General features: G+C 41.0%; 18 protein-coding genes. 10 read left to right on the top strand and 8 right to left on the bottom strand.

Annotated features, from left to right (window positions below):
- Positions 1 to 259: 259 nt before the first annotated feature.
- Positions 260 to 880 carry a DUF998 domain-containing protein gene (locus BFP75_RS19980; protein ID WP_099547088.1) on the top strand — a complete coding sequence of 207 codons (621 nt, stop codon included), beginning with the start codon at positions 260 to 262 and terminating at the stop codon, positions 878 to 880.
- A 149-nt stretch (positions 881 to 1029) separates the two neighbouring features.
- Complete coding sequence (locus BFP75_RS19975) at positions 1030 to 2157, top strand: P1 family peptidase (protein ID WP_206073585.1); 1128 nt, start codon at positions 1030 to 1032, stop codon at positions 2155 to 2157.
- 9 nt (positions 2158 to 2166) lie between these two features.
- On the opposite strand, the gene BFP75_RS19970 is transcribed toward BFP75_RS19975, so the two are convergent.
- Positions 2167 to 3279 (bottom strand): serine hydrolase domain-containing protein, encoded by a 1113-nt coding sequence (locus BFP75_RS19970; RefSeq protein ID WP_240531853.1) that lies wholly within the window; start codon positions 3277 to 3279, stop codon positions 2167 to 2169.
- 126 nt (positions 3280 to 3405) lie between these two features.
- Between BFP75_RS19970 and rimO the strand changes: the two genes are divergently transcribed.
- Entirely contained in the window at positions 3406 to 4713 is a 1308-nt protein-coding gene (rimO, locus tag BFP75_RS19965) for a 30S ribosomal protein S12 methylthiotransferase RimO (RefSeq protein WP_099547086.1), read from the top strand.
- Positions 4714 to 4776: 63 nt separating this feature from the next.
- Here the strand turns inward: rimO and BFP75_RS19960 are convergent, their stop codons facing one another.
- The 4 genes from BFP75_RS19960 to BFP75_RS19945 all read right to left on the bottom strand — a co-directional run bounded on the left by BFP75_RS19960 (position 4777) and on the right by BFP75_RS19945 (position 11166).
- The gene (locus BFP75_RS19960) at positions 4777 to 6003 is read right to left on the bottom strand and encodes a DUF3999 family protein (RefSeq protein WP_099547085.1); all 1227 of its coding nucleotides are present in this window, start codon (positions 6001 to 6003) and stop codon (positions 4777 to 4779) included.
- Positions 5987 to 8350, bottom strand: coding sequence for a DUF2339 domain-containing protein (locus tag BFP75_RS19955; protein WP_099547084.1), 2364 nt, complete (start codon positions 8348 to 8350; stop codon positions 5987 to 5989). Before BFP75_RS19955 ends, BFP75_RS19960 begins: the two co-directional genes overlap by 17 nt.
- Positions 8351 to 8502: 152 nt before the next feature.
- Complete coding sequence (locus BFP75_RS19950) at positions 8503 to 8697, bottom strand: DUF4177 domain-containing protein (RefSeq protein ID WP_099547083.1); 195 nt, start codon at positions 8695 to 8697, stop codon at positions 8503 to 8505.
- Between the two features lie 18 nt (positions 8698 to 8715).
- On the bottom strand, positions 8716 to 11166 hold the full coding sequence (locus BFP75_RS19945) for a M14 family metallopeptidase (RefSeq protein ID WP_099547082.1): 2451 nt from the start codon (positions 11164 to 11166) through the stop codon (positions 8716 to 8718).
- 259 nt (positions 11167 to 11425) lie between these two features.
- Here BFP75_RS19945 and bshC point away from each other — a divergent pair, with 259 nt between their 5' ends.
- Together bshC and BFP75_RS19935 are read left to right on the top strand one after the other, a co-directional pair.
- Entirely contained in the window at positions 11426 to 13030 is a 1605-nt protein-coding gene (gene bshC / locus BFP75_RS19940; protein ID WP_099547081.1) for a bacillithiol biosynthesis cysteine-adding enzyme BshC, read from the top strand.
- A 69-nt stretch (positions 13031 to 13099) separates the two neighbouring features.
- Entirely contained in the window at positions 13100 to 14470 is a 1371-nt protein-coding gene (locus BFP75_RS19935; RefSeq protein ID WP_099547080.1) for a pyridoxal phosphate-dependent decarboxylase family protein, read from the top strand.
- Between the two features lie 8 nt (positions 14471 to 14478).
- Here the strand turns inward: BFP75_RS19935 and BFP75_RS19930 are convergent, their stop codons facing one another.
- Both BFP75_RS19930 and BFP75_RS19925 read right to left on the bottom strand, forming a co-directional pair.
- Complete coding sequence (locus BFP75_RS19930; protein ID WP_099547079.1) at positions 14479 to 15021, bottom strand: pyridoxamine 5'-phosphate oxidase family protein; 543 nt, start codon at positions 15019 to 15021, stop codon at positions 14479 to 14481.
- A 392-nt stretch (positions 15022 to 15413) separates the two neighbouring features.
- Positions 15414 to 16139, bottom strand: a complete 726-nt coding sequence (locus BFP75_RS19925; protein WP_099547095.1) for an SIMPL domain-containing protein — start codon at positions 16137 to 16139, stop codon at positions 15414 to 15416.
- Positions 16140 to 16213: 74 nt separating this feature from the next.
- On the opposite strand from BFP75_RS19925, the gene guaA reads away from it, so the two are divergent.
- Genes guaA through BFP75_RS19910 form a run of 3 tightly spaced genes read left to right on the top strand, consistent with a single transcriptional unit; the run spans position 16214 to position 20552 of the window.
- Positions 16214 to 17746 (top strand): glutamine-hydrolyzing GMP synthase, encoded by a 1533-nt coding sequence (gene guaA, locus BFP75_RS19920; RefSeq protein ID WP_099547078.1) that lies wholly within the window; start codon positions 16214 to 16216, stop codon positions 17744 to 17746.
- A 1-nt stretch (position 17747) separates the two neighbouring features.
- A complete protein-coding gene (locus BFP75_RS19915) occupies positions 17748 to 19970 on the top strand; it encodes a LysM peptidoglycan-binding domain-containing protein (protein ID WP_099547077.1) in 2223 nt (740 codons plus the stop codon).
- Between the two features lie 57 nt (positions 19971 to 20027).
- The gene (locus tag BFP75_RS19910; protein ID WP_240531852.1) at positions 20028 to 20552 is read left to right on the top strand and encodes a DUF922 domain-containing protein; all 525 of its coding nucleotides are present in this window, start codon (positions 20028 to 20030) and stop codon (positions 20550 to 20552) included.
- A 116-nt stretch (positions 20553 to 20668) separates the two neighbouring features.
- Here the strand turns inward: BFP75_RS19910 and BFP75_RS19905 are convergent, their stop codons facing one another.
- Complete coding sequence (locus BFP75_RS19905; RefSeq protein WP_099547076.1) at positions 20669 to 21538, bottom strand: hydroxypyruvate isomerase family protein; 870 nt, start codon at positions 21536 to 21538, stop codon at positions 20669 to 20671.
- Positions 21539 to 21665: 127 nt separating this feature from the next.
- Between BFP75_RS19905 and BFP75_RS19900 the strand changes: the two genes are divergently transcribed.
- Positions 21666 to 21908 carry a DUF3820 family protein gene (locus BFP75_RS19900; protein ID WP_099547075.1) on the top strand — a complete coding sequence of 81 codons (243 nt, stop codon included), beginning with the start codon at positions 21666 to 21668 and terminating at the stop codon, positions 21906 to 21908.
- 50 nt (positions 21909 to 21958) lie between these two features.
- The gene (locus BFP75_RS19895; protein WP_099547074.1) at positions 21959 to 23596 is read left to right on the top strand and encodes a CTP synthase; all 1638 of its coding nucleotides are present in this window, start codon (positions 21959 to 21961) and stop codon (positions 23594 to 23596) included.
- Positions 23597 to 23612 lie beyond the last annotated feature (16 nt).

Raw genomic sequence — 23612 nt, 5'->3', positions numbered from 1 at the left:
AGATCCAAAACGCCTTTTAAACGACGGTAGAAATTCGTCTGCGGTACCCGGTCACTTAATTGGAAATTATTGAAAAGCTTCTCTTGATAATCCTTTTTACCCTGCATACCTAAAGTTACGATCCTTTTACGGATCGGCAAGATCGAAATGCCCCTTTTTTTATAACTTGTGCAACAGGCACAAAACCTATACGCAATCCCGCACAGGCGGGACTGCTCATAGCCAAACCGTTAACTGCAAGCTAAATTAAAGCGTATTGATGAAAAATAATCTTATTTTCTATGTTGGAATACTCGGAGTATTATTATTTGTTTCTACTTCCCTTATTGGAGGATTTCTAATTGACGGTTTTGATATTTTTAAACAGTTTATTAGCGAAACTTACGCTATTGATACTGAATATGGATTGATTTTAAGATTTTTCGGGTATATTCCTAGTGGTGTCCTATTTACCATATTCTGCTTTCTTTCAGTACATCATTTCAAAACTTCAAAATTGACCAAAATTGGCTTTTATGGAGTAGGAATATTTTATGGATTGGCGACTATTGTCGTGTCAATTTTTCCCTGTGATAGCGGTTGTAACAGAGAATTAATTAACCCAAGTAATTCTCAACTGATTCATAATTTGACTGGGCTGTTAACTTATATTATCGTTCCTTTATCTATAGTTCTAATTGGATTTGGAATGCAAAGGTCTGACTTTAACTCTTTCTCTTTACAATCATTTGTACTTGGTGGAATTGGATTATTATTTGTAATTGTTTTATTTATGAATACCAATTCTGATTACGTTGGACTGCTTCAAAGAATAGTGGAATTAACATTCATCTTATGGATAGTACTATGCGCAATTACAATAAGAAAAGCCAGCAGGTAAAAATGTATAGCAAATAGGCGTGACAGAAATAAATTTAACGGAAAAAAATCGCGCTCTGCGAAGTCTGCGACTTCGGAGCTATACGATAAAGCGATATGTACGAAGTTTCAAACTTCGCACAGCGTTGGTATCATTAAACAGACCTCTTTATGAACCTCAGGATTTTTATACTACTTTTTCTAATTCAAGTCGGCATCATGAATGCACAAAAAAGAATACGGGATTACGGAATCCAGATCGGGGTTTTGAAAACTGGAAAATTCAATGCCATTACGGATGTTGAGGGTGTTTCAGTGGGGCACGAAACCTTGGTGGAAGGTGAAAGTATAAGGACCGGAGTTACGGCCCTTCTTCCCCATTCCGGGAACATCTTCCAATCAAAGGTTCCCGCAGCGATTTACATTGGCAATGGTTTTGGAAAATTGGCGGGATATAGTCAGGTAAAGGAATTGGGGACTATTGAAACCCCGATCATTTTGACCAATACGTTGAGCGTTCCTGCAGCCTCCGAAGCCTTGATTTCCTATACCTTGGATTTGCCCGGCAATGAGGACGTACGCTCCGTAAATTCGGTAGTAGGGGAAACAAATGACGGTTGGTTGAACGACATTCGAGGTAGACATGTAAAACAGGAACACGTAATGAGTGCCATAAGAAACGCATCTTCTGGCCCGGTTAAGGAGGGAAATGTGGGTGCCGGCACAGGAACGATTTGTTTTGGATATAAAGGCGGAATCGGGACTTCTTCAAGGGTACTTCCAAAATCCTTGGGCGGATTCACCGTTGGGGTTTTGGTGCAAACGAATTTTGGAGGAGTGCTTGAAATCAATGGAGTACCTATAGGGAAGGAACTGAATACATATCCGTATCGGGATAAAATTCTGAACAATGCCGATGGTTCCTGTATGATTGTCATTATGACCGATGCGCCACTGGATGCCAGAAACCTGGAGCGTTTGGCCAAAAGAGGAATAATGGGATTGGCTAAAACCGGAGGTATCGCCTCCAACGGAAGCGGGGATTATGTCATCGCAGTTTCCACAAACGAAGCTGTTAGAATTGCCCATACCAGTGAGCAAAAGTTCAATACCATGGAATTGTTGCGGAACGATGAAATGTCGCCCTTATTTTTGGCCGCCATCGAGGCAACGGAAGAAGCTATACTGAATTCTTTATTTGCGGGCGAGACCATGATCGGTAGGGATGGTCATGAAATTAAGTCACTACCGCTAGAGGAGATACTGCCAATACTTAAAAAATACAATAAAATAAAGTAGGGATTATTTTTAAGGTTCAATGACCCTGTTGATCGCCTCCCAAAGGGCATTATCAAAACTAGAGGGGCCCAAGGCAGCTTCCCCGGTATCCATTCCCATTCGTACGACCACCATATTCTCACTGGGAATTACGTACAGTTTTTGGTCGTCTTTTCCAAGTCCTGCATAAAGGTCATTTGGTGCATTGGCCATTAATGGAACGTTAAAAACTACTTGGGATTGCGGCACCATGGCACTTTCCTTACCATTGAGCCACCAAAGATAACCGTAGGATTTATTGAGGTTTTGTGAGGTATTTTTCATATTTTCTAGAAATGCACTGTCCCCCAATATCGCTGTGTCTTCCCAGAAACCATTGTTCAAGTTTAGGAGTCCAAACCGCGCCATGCTCCTTGCGGTGCTCCAATACACATTATTGTCTCCATTACTGGAGAGCCAGGTGCCGTTCATACCAATTTTTTCTTTCAATCTATCGGCAAAATAAATCTCGAAATCCTCACCGGTCGCATTCGTGATAACTTCCTGAATTAACGTGTAAGGGGCATTGTGATAAGACCATCGTGTTCCTGCATCCGCTATATAGGTTAGGCAATTGGGGGTTTTGCAATCTCCTTGGGTATCATCCAAACCTGTGGTCATGGTCAATTGATTCCAAACGGTAATCAAATTTTCTTTTTCCGTAGGGAGGGAGGTCCAGCCTGCCCCTAAGTATGTTGAAGTTGGGTCGTTCAATTCCAAATAACCTTCTTCAACGGCAATACCGGTAACGAAAGACGTTAAAGTCTTTCCGGCCGAGGCCCAATACCATGAAGTGTTTTTGTCAAAATCCGTTGCGTACCATTCTAGGGCAATTTTCCCATCTTTTAGGATGATAAAAGCTTTGGTTCCCTTATCATCCAACAGGGTATAAAGTTCAGGGATGGCCCCTTCGTTCCAGTTCAGTTCAGATGGTGAGAGGGTTTCCCAGCTATCGGAATTTAAGGGGGGAAAGTACAGGGATGCGGATTCATTGGTATCCAGGATTTCTTCTTCCTGGTTGATCTGGTCTGTGGAACATGCTTGAAATAGTAGTGCGAATAAAATGGATGCAAATAGAAATCGGTCCATATAATTTTTTTGCATAAGACTGTAGTTTTGGCCAGAGGTTTAACGTAAAAACCAAAGAAATAGTCTGTTATAGGAAACATTTCGATTCTCAAATTGTACTTTTGCACCCGCCTAATAGAGAACAATAAAGCAGGGTATCATATGCGCACAAAAACGCTCAAAAAGAATAAGATCAATGTGGTTACCTTGGGTTGTAGCAAAAATGTATACGACTCTGAGGTGCTTATGGGACAGTTGCGTGCCAATGATAAGGAGGTGGTGCATGAAGAGGAGGGTAACGTAGTGGTCATCAATACCTGTGGCTTTATCGCCAATGCAAAGCAGGAGAGCATTAATACCATTTTGAAATATGTTCAAAAGAAGGAAGAGGGAGTTGTGGACAAGGTCTTTGTTACCGGGTGTTTGAGCGAGCGCTATAAGCCGGATCTGCAAAAGGAGATTCCCAATGTGGACGAGTATTTTGGTACGAGCGAACTTCCTAATTTATTAAAAGCCCTAGGTGCGGACTATAAGCACGAATTAATTGGGGAGCGACTAACAACTACACCAAAAAATTATGCCTATTTAAAGATTGCCGAAGGCTGTGACCGCCCTTGTTCCTTTTGTGCCATCCCCTTAATGCGCGGAAAACACAAAAGCAAACCCATAGAGGATTTGGTTACGGAGGCTGAAAAATTAGCGGCAAAAGGGGTCAAGGAACTTATTCTGATAGCCCAAGACCTTACTTACTATGGCTTGGATTTATATAAAAAGAGGAACCTTGCCGAGCTTTTAAGGGCTTTGGTACAGGTAGAGGGTATCGAGTGGATACGGCTCCATTATGCCTTCCCAACAGGCTTCCCCATGGATGTATTGGAGGTAATGCGGGACGAACCCAAGGTCTGCAATTATTTGGATATTCCTTTGCAACATATTTCCGATAGTATTTTAAAGAGCATGCGCAGGGGTACCACCAAGGAAAAGACGACCCAATTACTTCAGGATTTTAGGAAGGCCGTTCCGGGAATGACCATTAGAACCACCTTGATCGTAGGGTATCCCGGTGAAACAGAGGAAGATTTTGAAACCTTGAAATCCTGGGTGGAGGAGATGCGGTTCGAACGTTTGGGATGTTTTACCTACAGCCACGAGGAAAATACACATGCCTACAATTTGGTCGATGATGTTCCCGAAGAAGTGAAACAGGAACGTGCCAATGAAATCATGGAGATACAGTCCCAAATTTCTTGGGAACTGAATCAGGAAAAAATAGGCAAAACCTTTCGATGCATTATTGACCGTAAGGAAGGAAACTACTTTGTGGGCAGAACGGAGTTCGATTCCCCGGATGTGGACAATGAGGTGTTGGTAGATGCTACCAAGCATTATCTAAAACAAGGCGAGTTTGTAACTATCAAAATTACCGAAGCGGCAGATTTTGACCTTTATGGGGAGCCCCTCTCTGTGTGAGCGCATTTGGACCTTGGTTTTATAGGTTCCTACTAAGGCATTGATTTACGAACTAAGGCTGGCTCAATTTTCTTTTCGTACCATTTTAAGGGTAAACACCCCTAACACCAGCATGATAATCCCCATAATGCCCCAAAGCCACCACTTGTTTTCAAATAAGGGTGATGCTTCAACCGTAGTGTTTTTTGAAATGGGTTCCGGTTTATCCAAAATCAAAGCAGCTACGTTCTCTGGAAGTTTAAAACCGCCTTTTGAAATATCGTAAATTGGGGTTCGGGCATTTTGGTTGCCATAAACCAAAAAGTAGGTAGCAGGTTTGTCAAAACGGGCCAATAGTTTATGGGTATATCCTTTTACCTCAGGTTTGGAAATGGCCAATGGCTCGTTGTCATAGTTATGTACAAGAACCTGTAATCTTTGCGCCAATACCGTTTTAAACTTAAAAGTGTTATCCTCCAACGAGGATAGGGTTCCGGCGGTAAGCGCACTGTAACGGTATCTCCATCCTTTTTCGGTTTTAACACTGTCGGAAACATATGTTATTTCCATAGGTCGATAGTAGTCTACCTTATCCGAAACATCAAGTTTTATATAGCTAATGGGAAGTCGGGCTTTTAAATCGATAGTAATGACGGAATTTTTGTTCTCTTGGATAACGTCAAACGTTTCAATTGCATAATCTCGATATTTTGCGGGAATGATACTATCCAAATTCAAACTAGAATGGACCAAGTTTGGTTGTGAGTCGCTCTTCACCAATAGGCGATAATACCTGTATTTTGCGTTTGGAAAGTTGAGGTGGGTAAAACTGTAGTCCGTTTGATTATTTTTTATGGATAGAATTCTATAATCCTCTAAAACGGTAAACCATTCCTGCTGATTTTGGCTTCCTTCCAGCGTTACGTTCCAATCAAAATTCTCGTCCTTAAAACTGAGCTGAATTTCATTTATACTTTTAGAAGTAGGTATTTCATACGTATAATAATACCCATTTTTATTGGAGGAGCTATTGATCAACTTAAAATCGATTTTTGATAGATCGCCCTTTGAATGCGAAACCTGAAGCAAATAGGGTGCTTCCAAGGTATCAATTTCGGTAACTCCGTAGACTCGAATGTCCGCTAGACCGTTCTGTACATCCGCAAAAAGAGTGTCTGGTAGGGCAATGGAATGCCATTGCTCCGTAATCCCTGACAACCTAATTTGTTTATCGTAATTCTGAATTTGTCCAAAGGAAGCAACACCAAACCCTAGTAAGGCTATGGTTGCTATTTTAGTTCTCGTTCTCATCGGCGATAATTTGTTTGTATTTGTTGTACAGGAATGAAATAACCAACAGCAATATACCCAATGAAACAAAAACAATGGTCTTGGAAATGGTATTCAACGATGCAATATCGTAGAGGAATAGTTTTATCAAGGTTATACCGAACAAGACTATGGCAATAATGCGAAGGTATTTCTGCTTTTTCCAGATGCCAAAAGCAATCAGGAATAGGGAATAGCTGCCCCAGAGAATACTTAATCCCAGTTTATAGGATTGGTTGGACCCAAACAGGTCCATCCAATGCAAGAGTTCGCTACTAAGAATCCATAAAATGGAAACATGCAACAAACTATGGAACGGTATTTCAAACCTCACCCGCATGAAAGGTTGCCGTATCAAGCGGTAAAGTGATACAACCAAAAGGGCAAAGAACGCTATGGCTACATATCTGATATACAGGTTAAAATGGCCCACCTCATAGAATTCGGCAAGATGTTTTGAGATATAACTCTCTCGGAGTTCGCTTGCCAGATATAGTCCCGCTGTAAGGAAAACACCGCCCACCAGTATTCCAAGGCTTAAAGAAATAATGCCCAACACCCTGTTTTTTAATCGCTTACTGTTTATAAATATCAAAGTGGTTATAAAAAATAAGGTATAATTTAAAAGCCAGATATCGCCCTGGTCCCTAATGTTATAATTGTTTTGGGGATAGGTATAGGAACTTTCATCGGTAATCATTACTTCCGACTTTTGAAATAAACCATCGAAATAATATTCTATTTCTAAATAAAAGGAACAATACAATACAAGAAGTAATACCCCTGGAATGGCGAAGGACATGATTTTTGAAAACACCCCCTTTTTACCTTCCGATGACTTATGTTCGAATTTATTATTGATCCAATTAATACCCCCAAACGTGATAAGAAAAACCATCGATGTTAAAAAGGCAGTATTAAATAATGGAATTAATCGTTGGGTATCTGCGGTATAATAATAGGTACTATAGCTTTCGGACCAATCCTGAATAAGGCTTATAAATGCCAATATCATTAGGGGATAGGAAAGGTACTCATAGGTGGGTACCTTTTTTGTACGACCGATATAGAATAACAAGGTTGCTTCCAAAGCCCATAGCAAGGTAACCCAATTACCGTCCAGCTGCACGGGAATGGCTATGGTGATAAAAGTGAGCACAAGTCCGGCGATGAGGAAAAATAGATTTCTATCCGCCATTTTTCTTTTGAACAGTACCAGGCTCACCGCAAAGTGGATTAGCGCATTGACTAACGTAAAAAGTCCTAAAAACTCTTTTCCCGTTTCGTGGAAGGAGAGCAATCCAATACCTAAGCCATAAAAAAGAAAAGAATTGAGCACGAGCATCATGACATCAGAAGCTTTGAACTTTTCAGATTGAATCAGCTTGTAGGCCAAAAATGTTATATAAAAAGTAGCGAAGAATATAAAAATGACTGTAAGGGCCAATGTAAAATGCGCTTCGCGCTGATAAGAGAATGCTGCCCATGCCGCATAAATAAGCCAACTAAACGCAAAAGCGACGTAGTACAATGCTTTCCAATATTTTTTTAGGGAAATAACTAAAATTCCAATATTGATGATGGTGATATATGCGAACAACACTTGGGCATTTCCGGAATCGTTACTTAGTAAAAAGGGGATGGCATAGGCTCCTACCAATCCTATATGAGCTATGATCTGTTTATTGTAATTAAGTGCCGATACTACCCCAAAAACAGTGAATATCAACATGATTCCGAAAGCTATGGGTTGCGGAAACAATCCATAAAGACTATAGGCCGCAAAAGTGATGAAATAAAGGATCGCCAATGCGCCGCTGATAAGAACAGCACTATAACTGGTGTATTTTGCCTTTAGTTTGATACCAAATCCGATCAACCCTAGACCGACCAAATAACCCAAAATAATACGTGTTAAAGGACTGATCAGGTTGTTTTCAATCGAGTACTTTGCACCGATAACCACCCCAATTACCGTAATAAGAATCCCGATTTTATTGATAAGATTCTCACCAATGAACTTTTCAAGATTGGACTTTCCTTTTGGTGTTTTTATTTGCGGTGACGGATTGTTTCTTGGCGGTTCAATATGGGAAACAGTCTCTTTAGATGCAATCTGTGTTGAAAGAGGCGGCATTGGCGCAAGTGGACTCACTTTTTCAACTTCTTCTGGAGAAACCTCCCGAACAACAAATTCTGTCTGTTCTTTTTTAAGTATTTGGATTTCTTTTCGCAGTTGTTCTACTTCCAGATTAAAATCCTGTTGACGTCTTAACAACAGTTCAAGTCTTTCTAAGAGTCTGGAAATTTGCTCATTGTTTTCAGCCATGTTTCATGTTGTTGGCCAGTTCTTAGCTCAAACTGGCTGTAAAAGAACGTCTTTAGGCGCAATTTGTTGGCTTAAAGGATGTTTTAAATTTTCAGCAACCCTTTTGGGCCTTCCAATTCCTACTTATTAATGAGTTAGCTTTCAATAGCATATTACTTTTCAAAATAAAGATAGATGTAAATCGCGGCCCCAAAACTAACGGCATCCGTAGAAGCGAGTCGCCAACCCTCTTTTGCGTGTTCATTCAATTTTTCCTGAATTTCCTTTTGTGAGGACTTTACGATATGCTTGCTGTCCAAGGTCAGCTTACTGTAATAAATGAGGGTCTCAACCTTATATTCAGCCATACTGGTTTTGTTTTTGGACTAATTCACCATGAACAATGCATTGGCAAAAAATAATTTGCCGTTCTCCCAAAAACCTCTAAAAAGAGGGTTGTCTATCATATAAATCACATGGCCCCTGCCCATTCGTTCTGTACCGAAGATAAGGGTTTCCGCAATTTTCTTCTTGGCGTCGCTACCCGCAAATCCGGATACGGGAGTATTTTGGCCTTCAGCAAGATACACGGCATTTCCACCTTCTAGATAATTATAGGAACGGTCTCCCAATTTAAGTGTAAAATAGGGTTCCTCATATCCATAGGCCAAGGGATTCGTAGTATCAACGGTGGTCTTAAATATGGCACCTGTAATGGCGGATTTTATATACTCACGTTCAGAGGTGTCGAATGCCTGTAAGTTGCTGGTTGAATCCTTTTTTTGTTCCTTTTCCTTGATGCCAAACCCTTTTTGTTTCGCCAGGCCGTCCACGGCGCCGCCCATGGCGATCAATTTACCACCTTTGTTTACCCAGTCCTTAATTTTTTCGGCCACTTTTTCGGTCATAAAACTGTAATATCCCCATCCATCGGGCAAAATGAGGATGTCATATTTTGAAAGGTCTACCCGGTTAAAATAGCTCTCGTCCAATACAGAAATAGGATAGTTCAATTGCTGCTCAAAGAAGTGCCATATTTCGCCAAATCGTAACGTTGAGGTAGGCTCTCCAGATAAGACCGCAATTTTTAGTTCTTGGAGCACTTCAACATAGCTAGATCCAAAATCCTTTCCGTTATCCACAAAACCGGTATTGGCCGGGGTAAGTTTTTTTGTATATTTTTTGGAGGCATTATCCAAGATTTGGGTGAAGTCCCCTAAATTTTTATTGTCTGCCCTTACAATGATCAAACTGCCCCTGTCATAGTTGGCGCCGTCCAGACTAAAAGGCTTTTGGGCATACCTTACGCGAACTTTTTTGTTTAGAAGTTCCGCTAGGAATTTGGCATCCTTCATGCTGTTCCAATCCGCTAAATACGCATAACTGTTAGTATTTGCTATACCATAGGTCTCTTTGGAGGATTCATACGGTGACTGTTGAACACTGCTTTCAGTAGCCAGGGCATCCAGACCATAGGCATAGGGCAAGGACCATGCGGTAATATCATAGGTGACGGAATCGCTTAACTTGGCCTTGGGTTCGAATAAAACTTTTGCCAGTGTTCCCTTTGTCTGGTCCGTAGAAACCACTAGGCTATTTTTTGAAGCCCTCAGACTGCCCGAAGAGGAGGTGGTATAATTAAAACCCTTATAACTGGCGTTGCTCCCCGTATTATATTCTATCCCGTGTTGATCTAATAAATTAGCCAGCGCTTCCAGTTTATCGGGATTGCCGTTGAGGATAAAATGCTGAGGTCTAAAATTCTTTTGCTGGTAGAATTTTCTGAATTCGGTGTTCAATCTCCCTACATTTTTACTTGCTACTTCCACAGTAGAGAGTCCGGTGGTATGATGGTGGGCGATACGGTCCTTTAAGGTAAGGGTATCGCCAATACTATTTATAATTCCCAATCCGGCCCGGCCGCTACCCCCTTGTTCGTAGGTCATACCAATACCTCCACTGTAGGTTGGGTAGGTATCGCCATAGCTGGGATATAACAGGTCAAAAACCTCCTTGGTAAAATAGAACCAGCCGTTGGCATCAAAATACTTTGCATGGTTTTTACCGATGGTCTCCTGGAACTCGCGTTGGAAATCCGTAATTACTTCATGATAAGGTTCCGCCGCAGGTGCAAAGTAGTACGGATTGTCCACGCCTTGCTCATGGAAATCTACATGTACATGCGGTAGCCATTTATTGTATTGTTTTAATCGTTGCTGACTTTCCACTTGGGTAAGCCAGGCCCAGTCGCGGTTGAGGTCGAACATGTAGTGGTTGCTTCTTCCGCTCCACCAACCCTCGTGGTGTTCCTTACTATTTGGGTCCACATTGTACGGTGTATTTTTATATTGGTTGTACCAGTTTACGTATCTGTCTCTACCATCCGGATTTATACATGGGTCCATTATTACTACTAAGTCTTCCAGATAGTCCTTTTTGCTCGTCAATAGGTCATAAATGGTTTGCATGGATGCCTCCGTACTAACACTTTCATTGCCATGTACATTATAGCTAAGCCAAACTATGGCCATGTTTGGAGCTCCTTCCCCTTTAACGTTATCTAGATGCGCATTCCTGATTTCCTCCAAATTTTTCATGTTGGATTCCGTCGATATAAAGGCCAATAGTAAGGGCCTCCTTTCATTGGTCTCGCCATAATGCATCAATTGTAGCCTGCTTGGTTCTTGTTGTGCCAAATATTGATAATAGTCCACGACTTGATGGTGCCTGGTAAACTGGGTACCCAATTCATAGCCCAAAAACTCAGAGGGTGATTTTAACTGGGCAAGCAATATGAAGGGAAGCAATAGGAATAAAGAAGATAGAAATTTTTTCATCTGATACTATTTAGTTTTTATCGGGTCAGATGCAATTCGCCAAAATCATCTTGGTAGAAATCAAGATTTGATAGGGCTCATTTCATACAGTGTCGATATAATGTTCAAAAGTCTCAAATCTACCAAATTATTGATAACTTTTATCATGCTAAATGGGGTTTTCGACGATTATATAAACTATTTCATCTAGGCTAATTAACGTATTTTTAGGAACTGTAAGGAAGGAGTGTTTTATATTTACGTGGATTAACTTTTTTATATGGATATTGATTGTTTGCCTTTTCGAAAAACAGGCTATTTTTCTAAATTAATTTGTGATTATATTGAGGAAAAAGAAGCACTTACACCATTATACGATCAATTTCCCAAACTGGAAAATTTTGAAACCCAAATAAGGGGTAAGAAGGCAAGTTTTTCCGCGGCCAAGCGTAAGACCTTGGTAAAAAGCTTGGAGGATCAATATAAGGATATAAAAATCTCCAAGCCAACTTCCGCAAACATACAATCATTAAGCTCCGATAATACCTTTACAGTCACTACGGGGCATCAACTTAACCTATTCACGGGACCCCTCTATTTTCTTTATAAAATCGTATCCACGATCAACCTCGCAAAGGTTTTAAAGGAGAACTATACCGATTACCATTTTGTTCCGGTTTATTGGATGGCAACGGAAGACCATGATTTTGATGAAATAAACTACTTCAATTTTCGGGGTAAGAAAATTCAATGGAACAAAGAGGTCTCTGGAGCTGTAGGCCGATTGTCAACGGAGGGTTTGGATGAAGTATTTGAAATTTTTTCGCTCGGCGTTGGGGGTAGTAAAAATGCCACGTATCTAAAGGAGCTTTTCGCTAAGGCGTACTTGGAGCATAAAACATTGACCGCAGCCACTAGATTTTTGGCCAATGAACTTTTTAAGGAACAAGGCCTGGTAATTATAGACGGGGATGATGAAAGCCTTAAGGAACTGTTGGTTCCTTACGTAAAAAAGGACATTTTTGACCACGTATCCTTTGAGAAAGTATCGGATAAAATAGAGGAAATTCTGCAAATTGATGCGGATTATCCTATTCAGGTAAACCCTAGGGAAATCAATTATTTTTATTTGAAAGACGATATTCGCGAAAGAATAATAGAACAGGAGGGTACTTATTTTGTAAACGATACCCAGTTATCGTTTTCCAAGGAGGAATTGGTTGCCGAGTTGGAAGAGCATCCGGATCGGTTTTCCCCTAACGTGGTTGCAAGACCTTTGTATCAGGAAGTTATTTTACCCAATTTGTGCTATATAGGCGGAGGCGGGGAATTGGCCTATTGGCTGGAGCTAAAATCGTCCTTTGAAGCGATGAACGTACCATTTCCCATACTTTTACTTCGTAATTCGGCCTTGGTCATCACCAAAAAACAAAACGAAAAGTTGCAAAAACTGCATGTTTCCCATAGCGATATTTTCTTGAAGCAACATAGTTTGATCAATAAGAAAATCAGGGAAATATCCAATATCGATATCGATTTTACGCCTCAAAAACAACTATTGGAGAATCAGTTTAAGGGTATGTACGAACTTGCCGAAAAAACGGACAAGTCCTTTTTAGGTGCGGTAAAGGCACAGGAGGTGAAACAAAAGAAGGGGCTTGATAATTTGGAAAAGCGATTGCTTAAGGCCCAAAAAAGAAAATTGGAAGACCATGTGGTACGTTTGACCGATATTCAGAATCAACTGTTTCCCGGTCAGTCCCTTCAGGAACGACAATTGAACTTCTCCGAACTCTATTTGGAATACGGAGAGGAATTGATTCCCATGCTTCTAAAGAACTTGAATCCTTTGGATTTGAATTTCATGGTGATTAAAATCGTTTGACAATTAACTTTCCACAGAATTATTAGAAAATAATGGCTCGAGAAAGTTGCGGCAAACCAAATTAAAGAAATGCACGATATAGATATAGATATGGTTGAAATGACCCTTGACGTGGTCAAATATGCCATCAACAGAATCACCCAGACCAATCCAGAGTTGGGTAAACCAAAAACTGAGGCCGAACTTCGGAGATTGGTTGGGGAAACAGTCACCAATAAGGGAATAGGAGGGGAGAAGGCTTTTGAGCTGTTTAGGCAAGTTCTGGTAAAAGCTACGGTGCCTATTGACCACCCTAGACATTTGGCTTTTGTTCCTGCATCACCAACCCGGGCCGCTATTTTGTTCGATTTGGTGACATCGGCGTCGAGCATCCACGGGGCCTATTGGATGGAAGGTGCAGGTGGAATTTTTTGTGAGAACGAGGCCATGAAGTGGTTGGTTTCACTTACGGGTATGCCGGAACCTGCTTTTGGCGTTTTCACCAGTGGGGGAACTGCCGCCAATTTATCGGCTATAGTCACGGCGAGGGAAAAATGGAGAAAGAATCCAAGAAACATACATCAAAAGGGAATTTTAATTACTTCCATAGGAGCGCATTCATCTATCAAGGCCATGGCCAAGGTGATCGATGCGGATGTTTTGCTGGTAGCGTCCGAAGATGCCATGAGTCAATCGGCCTTGGAAGCGTTTTACGACAAATTAACGGTAACCGAAAAAGCAAGGGTTTTTGCCGTTGTGGCCACAGGGGGAACTACAAATGCCGGAATTATCGATGAGTTGGATGGAATTGCAAACTTCTGTCTTTCCAAAAACCTCTGGTTTCATGTGGATGCGGCCTACGGTGGTGGTGCGCTTGCCTCAAAATCGGTTCGTCATTTGTTCAAAGGAGTAGAACGGGCGGACAGTGTTACCATTGATCCCCATAAGTGGTTGTTTTCTCCCTATGATTGTGGTGCGGTCATTTATAAGAATCCCGAAGAGGCAAAGGAGGCCCATGCCCAAGAAGGTTCCTATTTGGAAATTTTTAAGGATGAAGGTGCGCATGGATTTAATCCGTCCGACTATCAAATCCAATTGACCAGACGTTTGCGAGGTCTACCGCTTTGGTTTTCCTTGGCGACTCATGGTACTGAAAAATATGAGTGGGCTGTAGAGCAGGGCATCAAATTAACAAAAATAGCTGGAGAGCTCATAGAAAAAAATCCATTAACGGAATTGGTCAGGGAACCCAGTCTTTCCTGTGTATTGTATAGGAGAATTGGCTGGTCCGCAGAAGATTATAGAAACTGGACCTATAGGAACCACGAAGCTGGCTTTGCATTGGTGACGCCTACCAAGTGGAAGTCTGCCAACGGCTACGAAACCGTATCCCGATTTTGTTTTATCAATCCGGATACAACGCAAAAGGATATTGAGGATATTTTAAAAAGTATGGAGTAGCGGGGAAACTAGGGAACCAAAAACTCACCCTTCCAATCATCTTCTTTTGCATAGGCTATTCGTAAGTGATGCGGTCTTTTTAGCCTTAGGTATTCGATTCTGAACGGCTCAATTTCAATCATACAAAAGAAATGATCACCCGTTAGATATTCCAAGTTGTCGGGATTTTTTAAAGTGCTTCCCGGAGCGGTCTCCGTTGTGTAGTCCTTCTTGTTGCTTTCGGGGATTTCCTTCCACATGGTTTGAAGTTTGCTTTCATCGGTTACTACCGAAGCAAGTCCTTCAATTTTCACTTGCAATAGTTTATCGGGATGATAGAACAAAAGACTTACATTGGGGTTTTCGGTAATGTGTATCACCTTTTTGGAACGCTTATCCGTATAAAAACAAAGATGTCCATTTTCAAATACATGTCTAAGGACCACGGTCCGTAATCGTGGTAATTTGTCAACTCCAACCGTGGCAAATGTCCCAAATCTAAACGGGTGCCCTTTTTCGTCAACACCTTTTTTCAGTTCTCCTTGAAGTTCGTTCCAAAAACTGTCCATCATTTTTATTTATAAAAATACAAAAACATGGTAGGGTTTTTTAGGGCCTGGTTGTTATTAATACAAATTGCTATGAAAAAGAAAGTTTAGTTGATGATTCATTTTTAGGTTGGTTTTTGATTTTAATTAGTAAGCTCGGGGTGGTTCCCGAGCTTTTCTTTTTATTAATGTAAGGTTTTAGAGGTTATATCGACCAATTGATCAGGAATGCAAAATGCTATGAAAAAGAAATTTTTCAGTATTGTATTCCAATTAGGTTGGTTGAAAAGGCCCGGTATTCGCCGGGCTTTTGTTGATTTATTTCAAAATATTGGTTACAAATTCAATTTGTAGGAATGTATTTAAAATATTTATTTCCAGTATTTTAAAATATTTTATATAAAGTGGTAATTGAATTATTGTACTTTATAGTCCAAACGCATCGTTATGGACGCAGTCTTGTTTTTAGAGTCGGTATTATACGCGCCGCCCCAAGAATAATCCTCCCCGGAATTTTGTCCGGTAATTTGAAAGACCCCCATTTTGGCCGATACCAAATCGCCTAAAGTACTACCTGAATTTTCCGCAATTTTTTCCGCTCTCAACCGGGCATCCTCGGTAGCCTTGGAAATCATTTCTATTTTAAGATCGGCCAATTTGGTGTAATAATATCTTGGCGGGTAACTGTTGAACTGCACCCCTTTATTCAAAAGTTCGGTTATTTCCCTTGATACGTTTTCCACCAGAATTACATCCTGGGACTCAATTTTGACCGTTTGGGTAAGTTGATAACCCCTAAAGATACTTCCTACATAATTGCCATTTTCATATTTATTGTCTCTCAGCTCGGTAGTCTGGACGCTATTGAATATAATCTGTTCGGCCTTGATACCTTTTGAGGTCAAGTATTCCTTTACAATGTTTTTATCGCTGTTCAGTTGGTCAAACGCCGATTTTAATACGGTATTGGTTGTTGAAAAATGGCCTTCCCATACAATAAGGTCCGATGTAAAGTTTTCATTGCCCAAACCTGTAACCGAAATTATCTGTGCAGGGCTGGCGCGCCTAACATAGGCATTGCCCAGGAAATAGGCGGCGATTACGATGGCGGCCCCAAAAATTATAGCTGAAATATGTTTCAAATCAATTGTTTTTAAATAATGATAAATATACCAAAAGATAGTTTTCAAAAAACTTCAAATTACTATTTTTGCCCATGCAAAATAATGTTCTGATACTAGATTTTGGCTCCCAGTACACACAACTCATCGCTAGAAGGGTCAGGGAACTGAATATTTTCTGTGAAATAAAGCCTTTCAATAAGCCACCGGATGATTTATCCGAATATAAGGCGGTCATACTTTCAGGTTCACCCCATTCCGTGAGGGCGAAGGATGCCCCGCACCCTGACCTTAGCAACATAAAAGGGAAAAAGCCACTTTTGGGGGTTTGTTACGGGGCACAATACCTTGCCCATTTTAATGGCGGCAATGTTGAAAAATCCAATACAAGGGAGTATGGCAGGGCCAATTTGGCCAAAATACACGAAAAGGATCCTTTTTTGAACAATATTGGTGTTGGAAGCCAAGTATGGATGAGCCATGCAGATACGATAAAAAGCCTCCCGGAGAACTCGACTTTATTGGCCAGTACACACGATGTTGAAAACGCTGCGTACAAATTTATAGGGGAGGATACCTACGGAATACAATTTCACCCAGAGGTATATCATTCCACCGACGGAAAACAGATCCTAGAAAACTTCTTGGTGAACATTGCCAAAGTAGAACAGACCTGGACGCCCGCCGCCTTTGTAGAGACCACGGTTGCGGAACTAAAAGCCAAGATTGGGGATGACAAGGTGATTCTGGGACTTTCCGGTGGGGTGGATTCTTCCGTAGCTGCGGTGCTGTTGAACAAAGCTATAGGTGACAATTTGCACTGTATTTTCGTAAATAACGGCCTTCTTAGAAAGAACGAGTTTGATGATGTACTGCATCAGTACAAGGATATGGGCCTAAATGTAAAGGGGGTCGATGCTTCGGCACGCTTTTTGGACGCCTTGGAAGGGGAAAGTGACCCGGAAAAGAAAAGAAAAATTATAGGTAGGGTATTTATAGAGGTTTTTGACGATGAGGCCCATAAGGTTGAAAATGCCAAATGGTTGGCGCAGGGAACCATTTATCCAGATGTGATTGAATCGGTTTCCGCCACAGGGGGACCTTCGGCAACGATCAAAAGTCATCATAACGTGGGAGGTTTGCCAGATTTTATGAAATTGAAGGTGGTCGAACCTTTAAAGATGCTATTCAAGGACGAAGTTCGTAGGGTAGGTAAAAGTATGGGATTGGAAGCAAACCTGTTGGGAAGACATCCATTTCCCGGTCCAGGATTGGCAATACGAATTTTGGGAGATATAACTCGGGAAAAAGTGGCAATTTTACAGGAAGTAGACCATATTTTTATACAAGGTTTAAAGGAATGGGGACTTTATGATCAGGTGTGGCAGGCCGGAGCCATGCTTTTACCCGTAAATAGTGTAGGGGTTATGGGAGACGAGCGCACCTATGAAAAGTGCGTTGCCTTGAGAGCCGTGGAGAGTACGGACGGTATGACCGCGGATTGGGTAAATTTACCGTATGAGTTCTTACAAAAGACTTCGAACGATATTATAAACAAAGTGCCCGGTGTAAATAGGGTGGTGTACGATATAAGCTCTAAACCGCCGGCGACCATAGAATGGGAATAATATGAAAAATGTAGTCAAGATATTTTTTACCGTTTGTTTTAGTGTTTTTTTGGGATGCAAGGCCCTAGGCCAAAAATTTACGACCCATGCTGTAAAGCAGAACGAAACGTTATACAGTATTGCCAAACAATACGGTGTTTCCCAGGACGAAATTCTAAAATATAACAAGGAACTTAAAAATGGGGAGTCCTTGGGAATCAACACCATATTGGTAATTCCAAGTGCAAACGGTAAGGTGGTCGATACAAAGCCAAAGGGACCCGAAAAGGGCCAACCGGCAAATGGTGAAGTAGCAGAACTTGTCAACAGGATCATGAACGATTCCGTTGTCAAAAGGGAGCCCATTGGATTCGTGGAACATAAGGTGAAGAAAAGGGAAACCTTGTACGGTATTGCGAAGGAATATGGCGTAACGGAAGAGGAAATAAAAAAATACAATACACAATTATATGCCGCCCAACTGGATCGCAAAATGGTGATTAAAATTCCTAAATATAGGAAGGTAAAGGAACCTCAGAACACCATTGATGTAGGAGATTATGAGAAATACATCGTAGAGTCAAAGGAAACGCGGTGGAGCATTGCCAATAAATACGGGATTACCATCGATAGCCTCTTGGTATTAAATCCGTCACTTTCAAAAACTTCGAATTACCTTCAGGAAGGTTACGAGCTATTACTTCCAAAGATTGCGGGTTCCACGGTAGAAAATCAGGAAACGCAATTATTTATATCCTATACGGTTCCCCCAAAGATGAATTTTTACAGGCTTGAGCAGGAATTTGGGGTAAAATCCGATGAAGTGGTGCGATTGAACCCAGAGATAACCGAACGTGGGGGACTCAAGGAAGGCATGATAATAAGGTTGCCCGAAAAAAGATTAGATCCCGGGGAAATTAATACCGATAATTATATTTTTTACGAAGTAAAACCCAAGCAGAACGAGTTTCGTTTGACACGAAAGTTTGGTATGTCCTGGGAAGAATTGATTAAGCTTAACCCGGAACTTAGGGATGGTCTCAAAGCCGGAATGGTCCTTAAACTACCCAAAAATCAAGTGGGAGAATTTGAGGTTCGGAATTCCTTGGTATTGGACAAGATCAACCTTATGGATAGCATCAATGTTGAAAACAGGCCCAAGATAATGTTTCTATTGCCGTTTAGGTTGGATAAATTGGATTTGAACGATACCGAAACGGTTGAGTGGACCATACAAAACAGAAACAGTCTAAAATACAGTCTAGGTCTCTATTCGGGCGCATTGATAGCGTTGGATTCCATTAAATCCTTGGGTGTGTCCGTTGATGTGAAAACCTTTGACAATCGTCTAGATCTTCAGAGAACAAAGGAACTTTTACAGCGGGAAAACTTAGGGTCTTACAATGCTATTTTTGGCCCTTTGGATGTGCTTTCCCTTAAAGAGGCTTCAACGCAGGCTGCAGGCTACAACCTGCCCGTTATTGCCCCAGTCCCTGCCAATAGCGACATCAGTTTGGGAAACGTTTTTTTCTCCTACACGCCAGAGCAGACCTTAAGGGAGCACATGCTCAAATTTGTTCTTGAAAAACGCGTGGATGAAAATATCATCATCATCGCAGATGCAAAACACAAGGTCGTAAAGGATTCCATTTTAAGAAAATTCCCAACTGCTAAAATAATTACGGTTAAGGAAGAGGAAAAAAACATTGGTATCAATCGAGATAAGTTGGAGCTTCAATTGTCCAAGGAAACCGAGAATTGGGTATTTGTGGAATCGGATAATTTTAAACTGATATCCAGTGTGGTTTCCATTCTGAATTCCTTTCATAATTCCGTTTTGGACATAGAGGAGCCTAATGCCAAAAAGATTCGGGTACGCATGTTTACTACGGATAAGAACAATGCTTTTGACAACGATGTTATTTCAAGCACACACCTGTCCAATCTAAGGTTTACCTATCCATCCGTATATAGGGAAGCTCCGTCGGATTCCTTTGAAAAAAGATACAAGGCGCGTTTTGGTGTTGTGCCAGATAGATTTGCGGTCAGGGGTTTTGATGTGACTTTTGACCTTCTTCTAAAACTGGCTTATAAGAACGATTTGTTGGATGTTTCCAAGTTTATTGGGGAAACCCAATACAGTGGTAGCAAATTCGACTACGAGAAGGATATTTCATCCGGATATTTTAACAAGGCCTCTTATATCATGGGGTATGAAAATATGTATATTAAGGAATTGGAGTAGTACAACTTGCCAGTGCTTCGTTGTCTTTCCAACATTAATGCCCCAATCCATTTGGAAATGAGGAGATGCATATTGGTACTTAGCCTTCTATTCACCTTTTCCCCCTCTTTTATATGGGCTCAGGAAGAAACTCCTTGGTCGTCCAATTTTAGGTTGCAATGGAAAGATTTTAAAGGGGAAATCCCTACAGGGGCAAATGCCGCTGCTACCACGGCGAGTGGAATCAGTTATAATTTTTCCTCTAGTTACGAAAATGGGCAAATGGTAGTGAATTACAGGGTGCAATCCTTTTTTTACCCCACTAAATCTTGGTATAGGCCCCAAATTTGCAACGATGTGACCTTGCTTCACGAACAATTACATTTTGATATCTCTGAGGTATTTGCTAGAAAAATGGCCAAAGAAATGTCCGAAACAGAGTTCACAAAAAACATCAAGCAAGAAGTTAGGCTACTTTACAAACGGATTTTAAAGGAGTTGGATGCATTTCAAAGGCGGTATGATTTGGAAACCGATTTTTCCCGAAACATCGAGAAACAAAAACTCTGGCAAAAACAAATAAGTAGTTTCTTAGGAAATTAGGAAATACCTTAATTGCCTAAACAGGCCACCCGTAAATTGAAAACGGACCTTTTTTTGTTTTGGACTAAAAAAGCCCTTACGGTCAGTAAGGGCTTTTAAATTAGTTTTGAAGTTTTTTAGACGTCACAAATAGTAACACCCTGCTTTAATGCGGCTATTTTATCTTCCCAGCTAGGGACGAATTCCTGTGCCACATGGCCGGTATATCCGGTTTCTAAAATAGCTTTCATGACCGCGGGATAGAATATCTCCTGTGTTTCATCAATTTCATGCCTTCCTGGATTCCCACCCGTGTGATAATGACCGTAATATTGATGGTAATCCTGTATGTTTCGAATAATATCACCCTCCATGATCTGCATGTGGTAAATATCATAAAGCAACTTAAAATTGTCCGAACCAATAGTCTCACACAGTGATACGCCCCATTCAGATTTATCGCACATGTAATCCTTATGGTTTACCTTACTGTTTAAAAGTTCCATTTGAATGACCACACCATGTTCCTCTGCCATAGGGATTATTTCCTTAAGTCCTTTGGCGCAGTTTCTCAGACCTACCATGTCGTTCATACCGTTTCTATTTCCGCTAAAACAAATAAGGTTGGTGTAGCCTCCTTCGGCGACCAAGGGAATGACACGTTTATAATCTTCTATAAGTTCTTTATGGTATTGCGGATCGTTCCATCCTTTTTCGATACCAAGACCTGCTCCCCAACACATAGAGGCATGGATATTATATTTCTTTAGCAATGGAAATTGTTCCGCATCCACCAAATCTATAGCCCTAATATCCAGTTTGTTCAACTCTTGTAAAAACGTTTCGAAAGGGATAGAGCCATAGCACCAATAGCAAGCACTATGGTTGATATTATGCTTAAGCTTAAAAGGTTTTTCAGAAAGGTTGGTTTCCGTAACTGTTTTGGCAGAAGCCATAAAACCAACGGAAGCGGCAGCAGATGTACCTATAAAGTCTCGTCTTTTCATCTGTTAATTTTTAAAGTGCAGATGCAATAGGCAATTAAAATCCTTTCAATGAAAAGATTTTAAAAAGCCTATTTCATATTGATTATTTAAGTTGATTTTCTAAAGATAATTTTTTTAGCTTTAAAAAATGGAATTAAAACCCGATAACCAAAAATTAATTGAATTGGCACATTATAGAATGCCCTACGGAAAATATAAAGGCCGCTATTTGGTGGACTTGCCTGAGCCTTATCTGGTTTGGTTCCAACAAAAAGGGTTTCCTGACGGAAAATTGGGAGAATTATTGCGTTCTATGCTGGAAATCAAAACAAATAGTTTAGAAACCTTAATTAGGGGAATCCAAAAACATTTTCCAAAGGAAAGTCCCTAAGTTTTATTCTCAATTTGTACTTTTGTGTCCCGTAACATAGAAATCGCAAAATGGCACAAACCAAATACATCTTCGTTACGGGAGGCGTTACTTCATCCCTGGGAAAGGGTATCATTGCCGCATCTTTGGCAAAACTGCTTCAATCCAGAGGATATAAAACAACCATTCAAAAATTAGACCCCTACATCAATGTGGATCCCGGTACGCTCAACCCTTACGAACATGGTGAATGCTATGTTACGGATGATGGCGCGGAAACCGATTTAGATCTTGGCCATTATGAGCGTTTCTTAAATGTGAGAACATCCCAGGCGAACAATGTGACCACGGGAAGAATCTACCAAAGCGTCATAGAGAAAGAGCGAAGAGGGGAATTTTTAGGGAAGACCGTTCAGGTAGTGCCACATATCACCAACGAGATCAAGGAGCGGGTACAAGTGCTGGGAAACAGTGGTGAATATGATATCGTTATTACAGAAATTGGGGGAACTGTTGGGGATATCGAGTCCTTGCCCTATATCGAAGCGGTACGTCAATTGTTATGGGAGCTGGGCGATAACAATGCCATAGTGGTTCATTTGACCTTGGTACCTTATTTATCGGCCGCAGGGGAACTAAAGACCAAACCCACGCAACATTCAGTAAAGACCTTGATGGAAAGTGGTATAAAGGCCGATATATTAGTTTGCAGGACAGAGCACAAAATTTCCGATGATATAAAGGATAAATTGGCCCTTTTTTGCAATGTAAAACGAGAGGCCGTTATTCAAAGTATTGATGCTTCCACCATTTATGATGTTCCCATATTAATGCAAGAGGAGGGACTGGATACGGTCACGCTGCAAAAATTGGCATTGCCCAACACCAATGAACCGGACCTTACCAATTGGAAGGAATTCTTGGAGAGACATAAAAACCCAAAGAACGAAGTAACAATAGGTTTGGTAGGTAAATACGTAGAACTTCAAGATTCCTATAAATCGATTTTGGAAGCCTTTATACATGCGGGTGCCAAAAACGAGGTGAAAGTAAATGTGCGGTCCGTCCATTCCGAATATATTTCGGCCACGAATATTGAAAGTAAACTAAAGGGCCTTGATGGTATTTTAGTTGCTCCAGGATTTGGAGAGCGTGGGATAGAAGGGAAAATACAGGCCGTAAACTATGCCAGAACCAATAAAATTCCCTTTTTGGGAATTTGTTTGGGCATGCAGATGGCAGTTATTGAATATGCCAGAAATGTGCTGGGTCTTAAAGAAGCCAGTTCTACCGAAATGAATCTGGATACACCAGATCCTGTAATCAGCCTCATGGAGGAACAGAAGTCCATTACGGATAAGGGCGGAACCATGAGACTTGGAGCATGGGATTGTCAATTAAAAGAAGGAAGTCTGGTACAGAAAGTCTACGGTGGTGCCGTCGAAATTTACGAGAGACATCGCCATCGGTATGAATTCAACAATAAATACAAAGCGGATCTGGAAACTGCCGGTTTGGTTGCATCGGGTACCAATTCCAAAACCAATCTGGTAGAAATTGTGGAGTTGAAGGACCATCCATGGTTTATAGGAGTTCAATATCATCCGGAATACAAGAGTACCGTAGCCAGTCCACACCCATTATTCGTTGGTTTCGTAAAGGCCGCTTTGGTACACAAAAAGTCACAAACTAATGCCAGTATGGCATAAACTACATAATTGGGCA

Source organism: Maribacter sp. 4G9, from assembly GCF_002742265.1.
Taxonomy (GTDB): Bacteria; Bacteroidota; Bacteroidia; order Flavobacteriales; family Flavobacteriaceae; genus Maribacter.
The sequence above is the reverse complement of the archived record's forward strand: the minus strand, read 5'-3'. Positions and strand labels throughout refer to the sequence as shown.

Bases quoted from the DNA above. Each gene is read 5' to 3' on its own strand.
- BFP75_RS19950 (WP_099547083.1), bottom strand. From the start codon at position 8,697: ATGGCTGAATATAAGGTTGAGACCCTCATTTATTACAGTAAGCTGACC.
- BFP75_RS19905 (WP_099547076.1), bottom strand. From the start codon at position 21,538: ATGAAAAGACGAGACTTTATAGGTACATCTGCTGCCGCTTCCGTTGGT.
- BFP75_RS19955 (WP_099547084.1), bottom strand. From the start codon at position 8,350: ATGGCTGAAAACAATGAGCAAATTTCCAGACTCTTAGAAAGACTTGAA.
- BFP75_RS19930 (WP_099547079.1), bottom strand. From the start codon at position 15,021: ATGATGGACAGTTTTTGGAACGAACTTCAAGGAGAACTGAAAAAAGGT.
- BFP75_RS19935 (WP_099547080.1), top strand. From the start codon at position 13,100: ATGCACGATATAGATATAGATATGGTTGAAATGACCCTTGACGTGGTC.
- BFP75_RS19910 (WP_240531852.1), top strand. From the start codon at position 20,028: ATGAGGAGATGCATATTGGTACTTAGCCTTCTATTCACCTTTTCCCCC.
- rimO (WP_099547086.1), top strand. From the start codon at position 3,406: ATGCGCACAAAAACGCTCAAAAAGAATAAGATCAATGTGGTTACCTTG.
- BFP75_RS19975 (WP_206073585.1), top strand. From the start codon at position 1,030: ATGAACCTCAGGATTTTTATACTACTTTTTCTAATTCAAGTCGGCATC.
- guaA (WP_099547078.1), top strand. From the start codon at position 16,214: ATGCAAAATAATGTTCTGATACTAGATTTTGGCTCCCAGTACACACAA.
- BFP75_RS19980 (WP_099547088.1), top strand. From the start codon at position 260: ATGAAAAATAATCTTATTTTCTATGTTGGAATACTCGGAGTATTATTA.
- BFP75_RS19970 (WP_240531853.1), bottom strand. From the start codon at position 3,279: ATGCAAAAAAATTATATGGACCGATTTCTATTTGCATCCATTTTATTC.
- BFP75_RS19945 (WP_099547082.1), bottom strand. From the start codon at position 11,166: ATGAAAAAATTTCTATCTTCTTTATTCCTATTGCTTCCCTTCATATTG.
- BFP75_RS19960 (WP_099547085.1), bottom strand. From the start codon at position 6,003: ATGAGAACGAGAACTAAAATAGCAACCATAGCCTTACTAGGGTTTGGT.
- BFP75_RS19915 (WP_099547077.1), top strand. From the start codon at position 17,748: ATGAAAAATGTAGTCAAGATATTTTTTACCGTTTGTTTTAGTGTTTTT.
- BFP75_RS19895 (WP_099547074.1), top strand. From the start codon at position 21,959: ATGGCACAAACCAAATACATCTTCGTTACGGGAGGCGTTACTTCATCC.
- BFP75_RS19900 (WP_099547075.1), top strand. From the start codon at position 21,666: ATGGAATTAAAACCCGATAACCAAAAATTAATTGAATTGGCACATTAT.
- bshC (WP_099547081.1), top strand. From the start codon at position 11,426: ATGGATATTGATTGTTTGCCTTTTCGAAAAACAGGCTATTTTTCTAAA.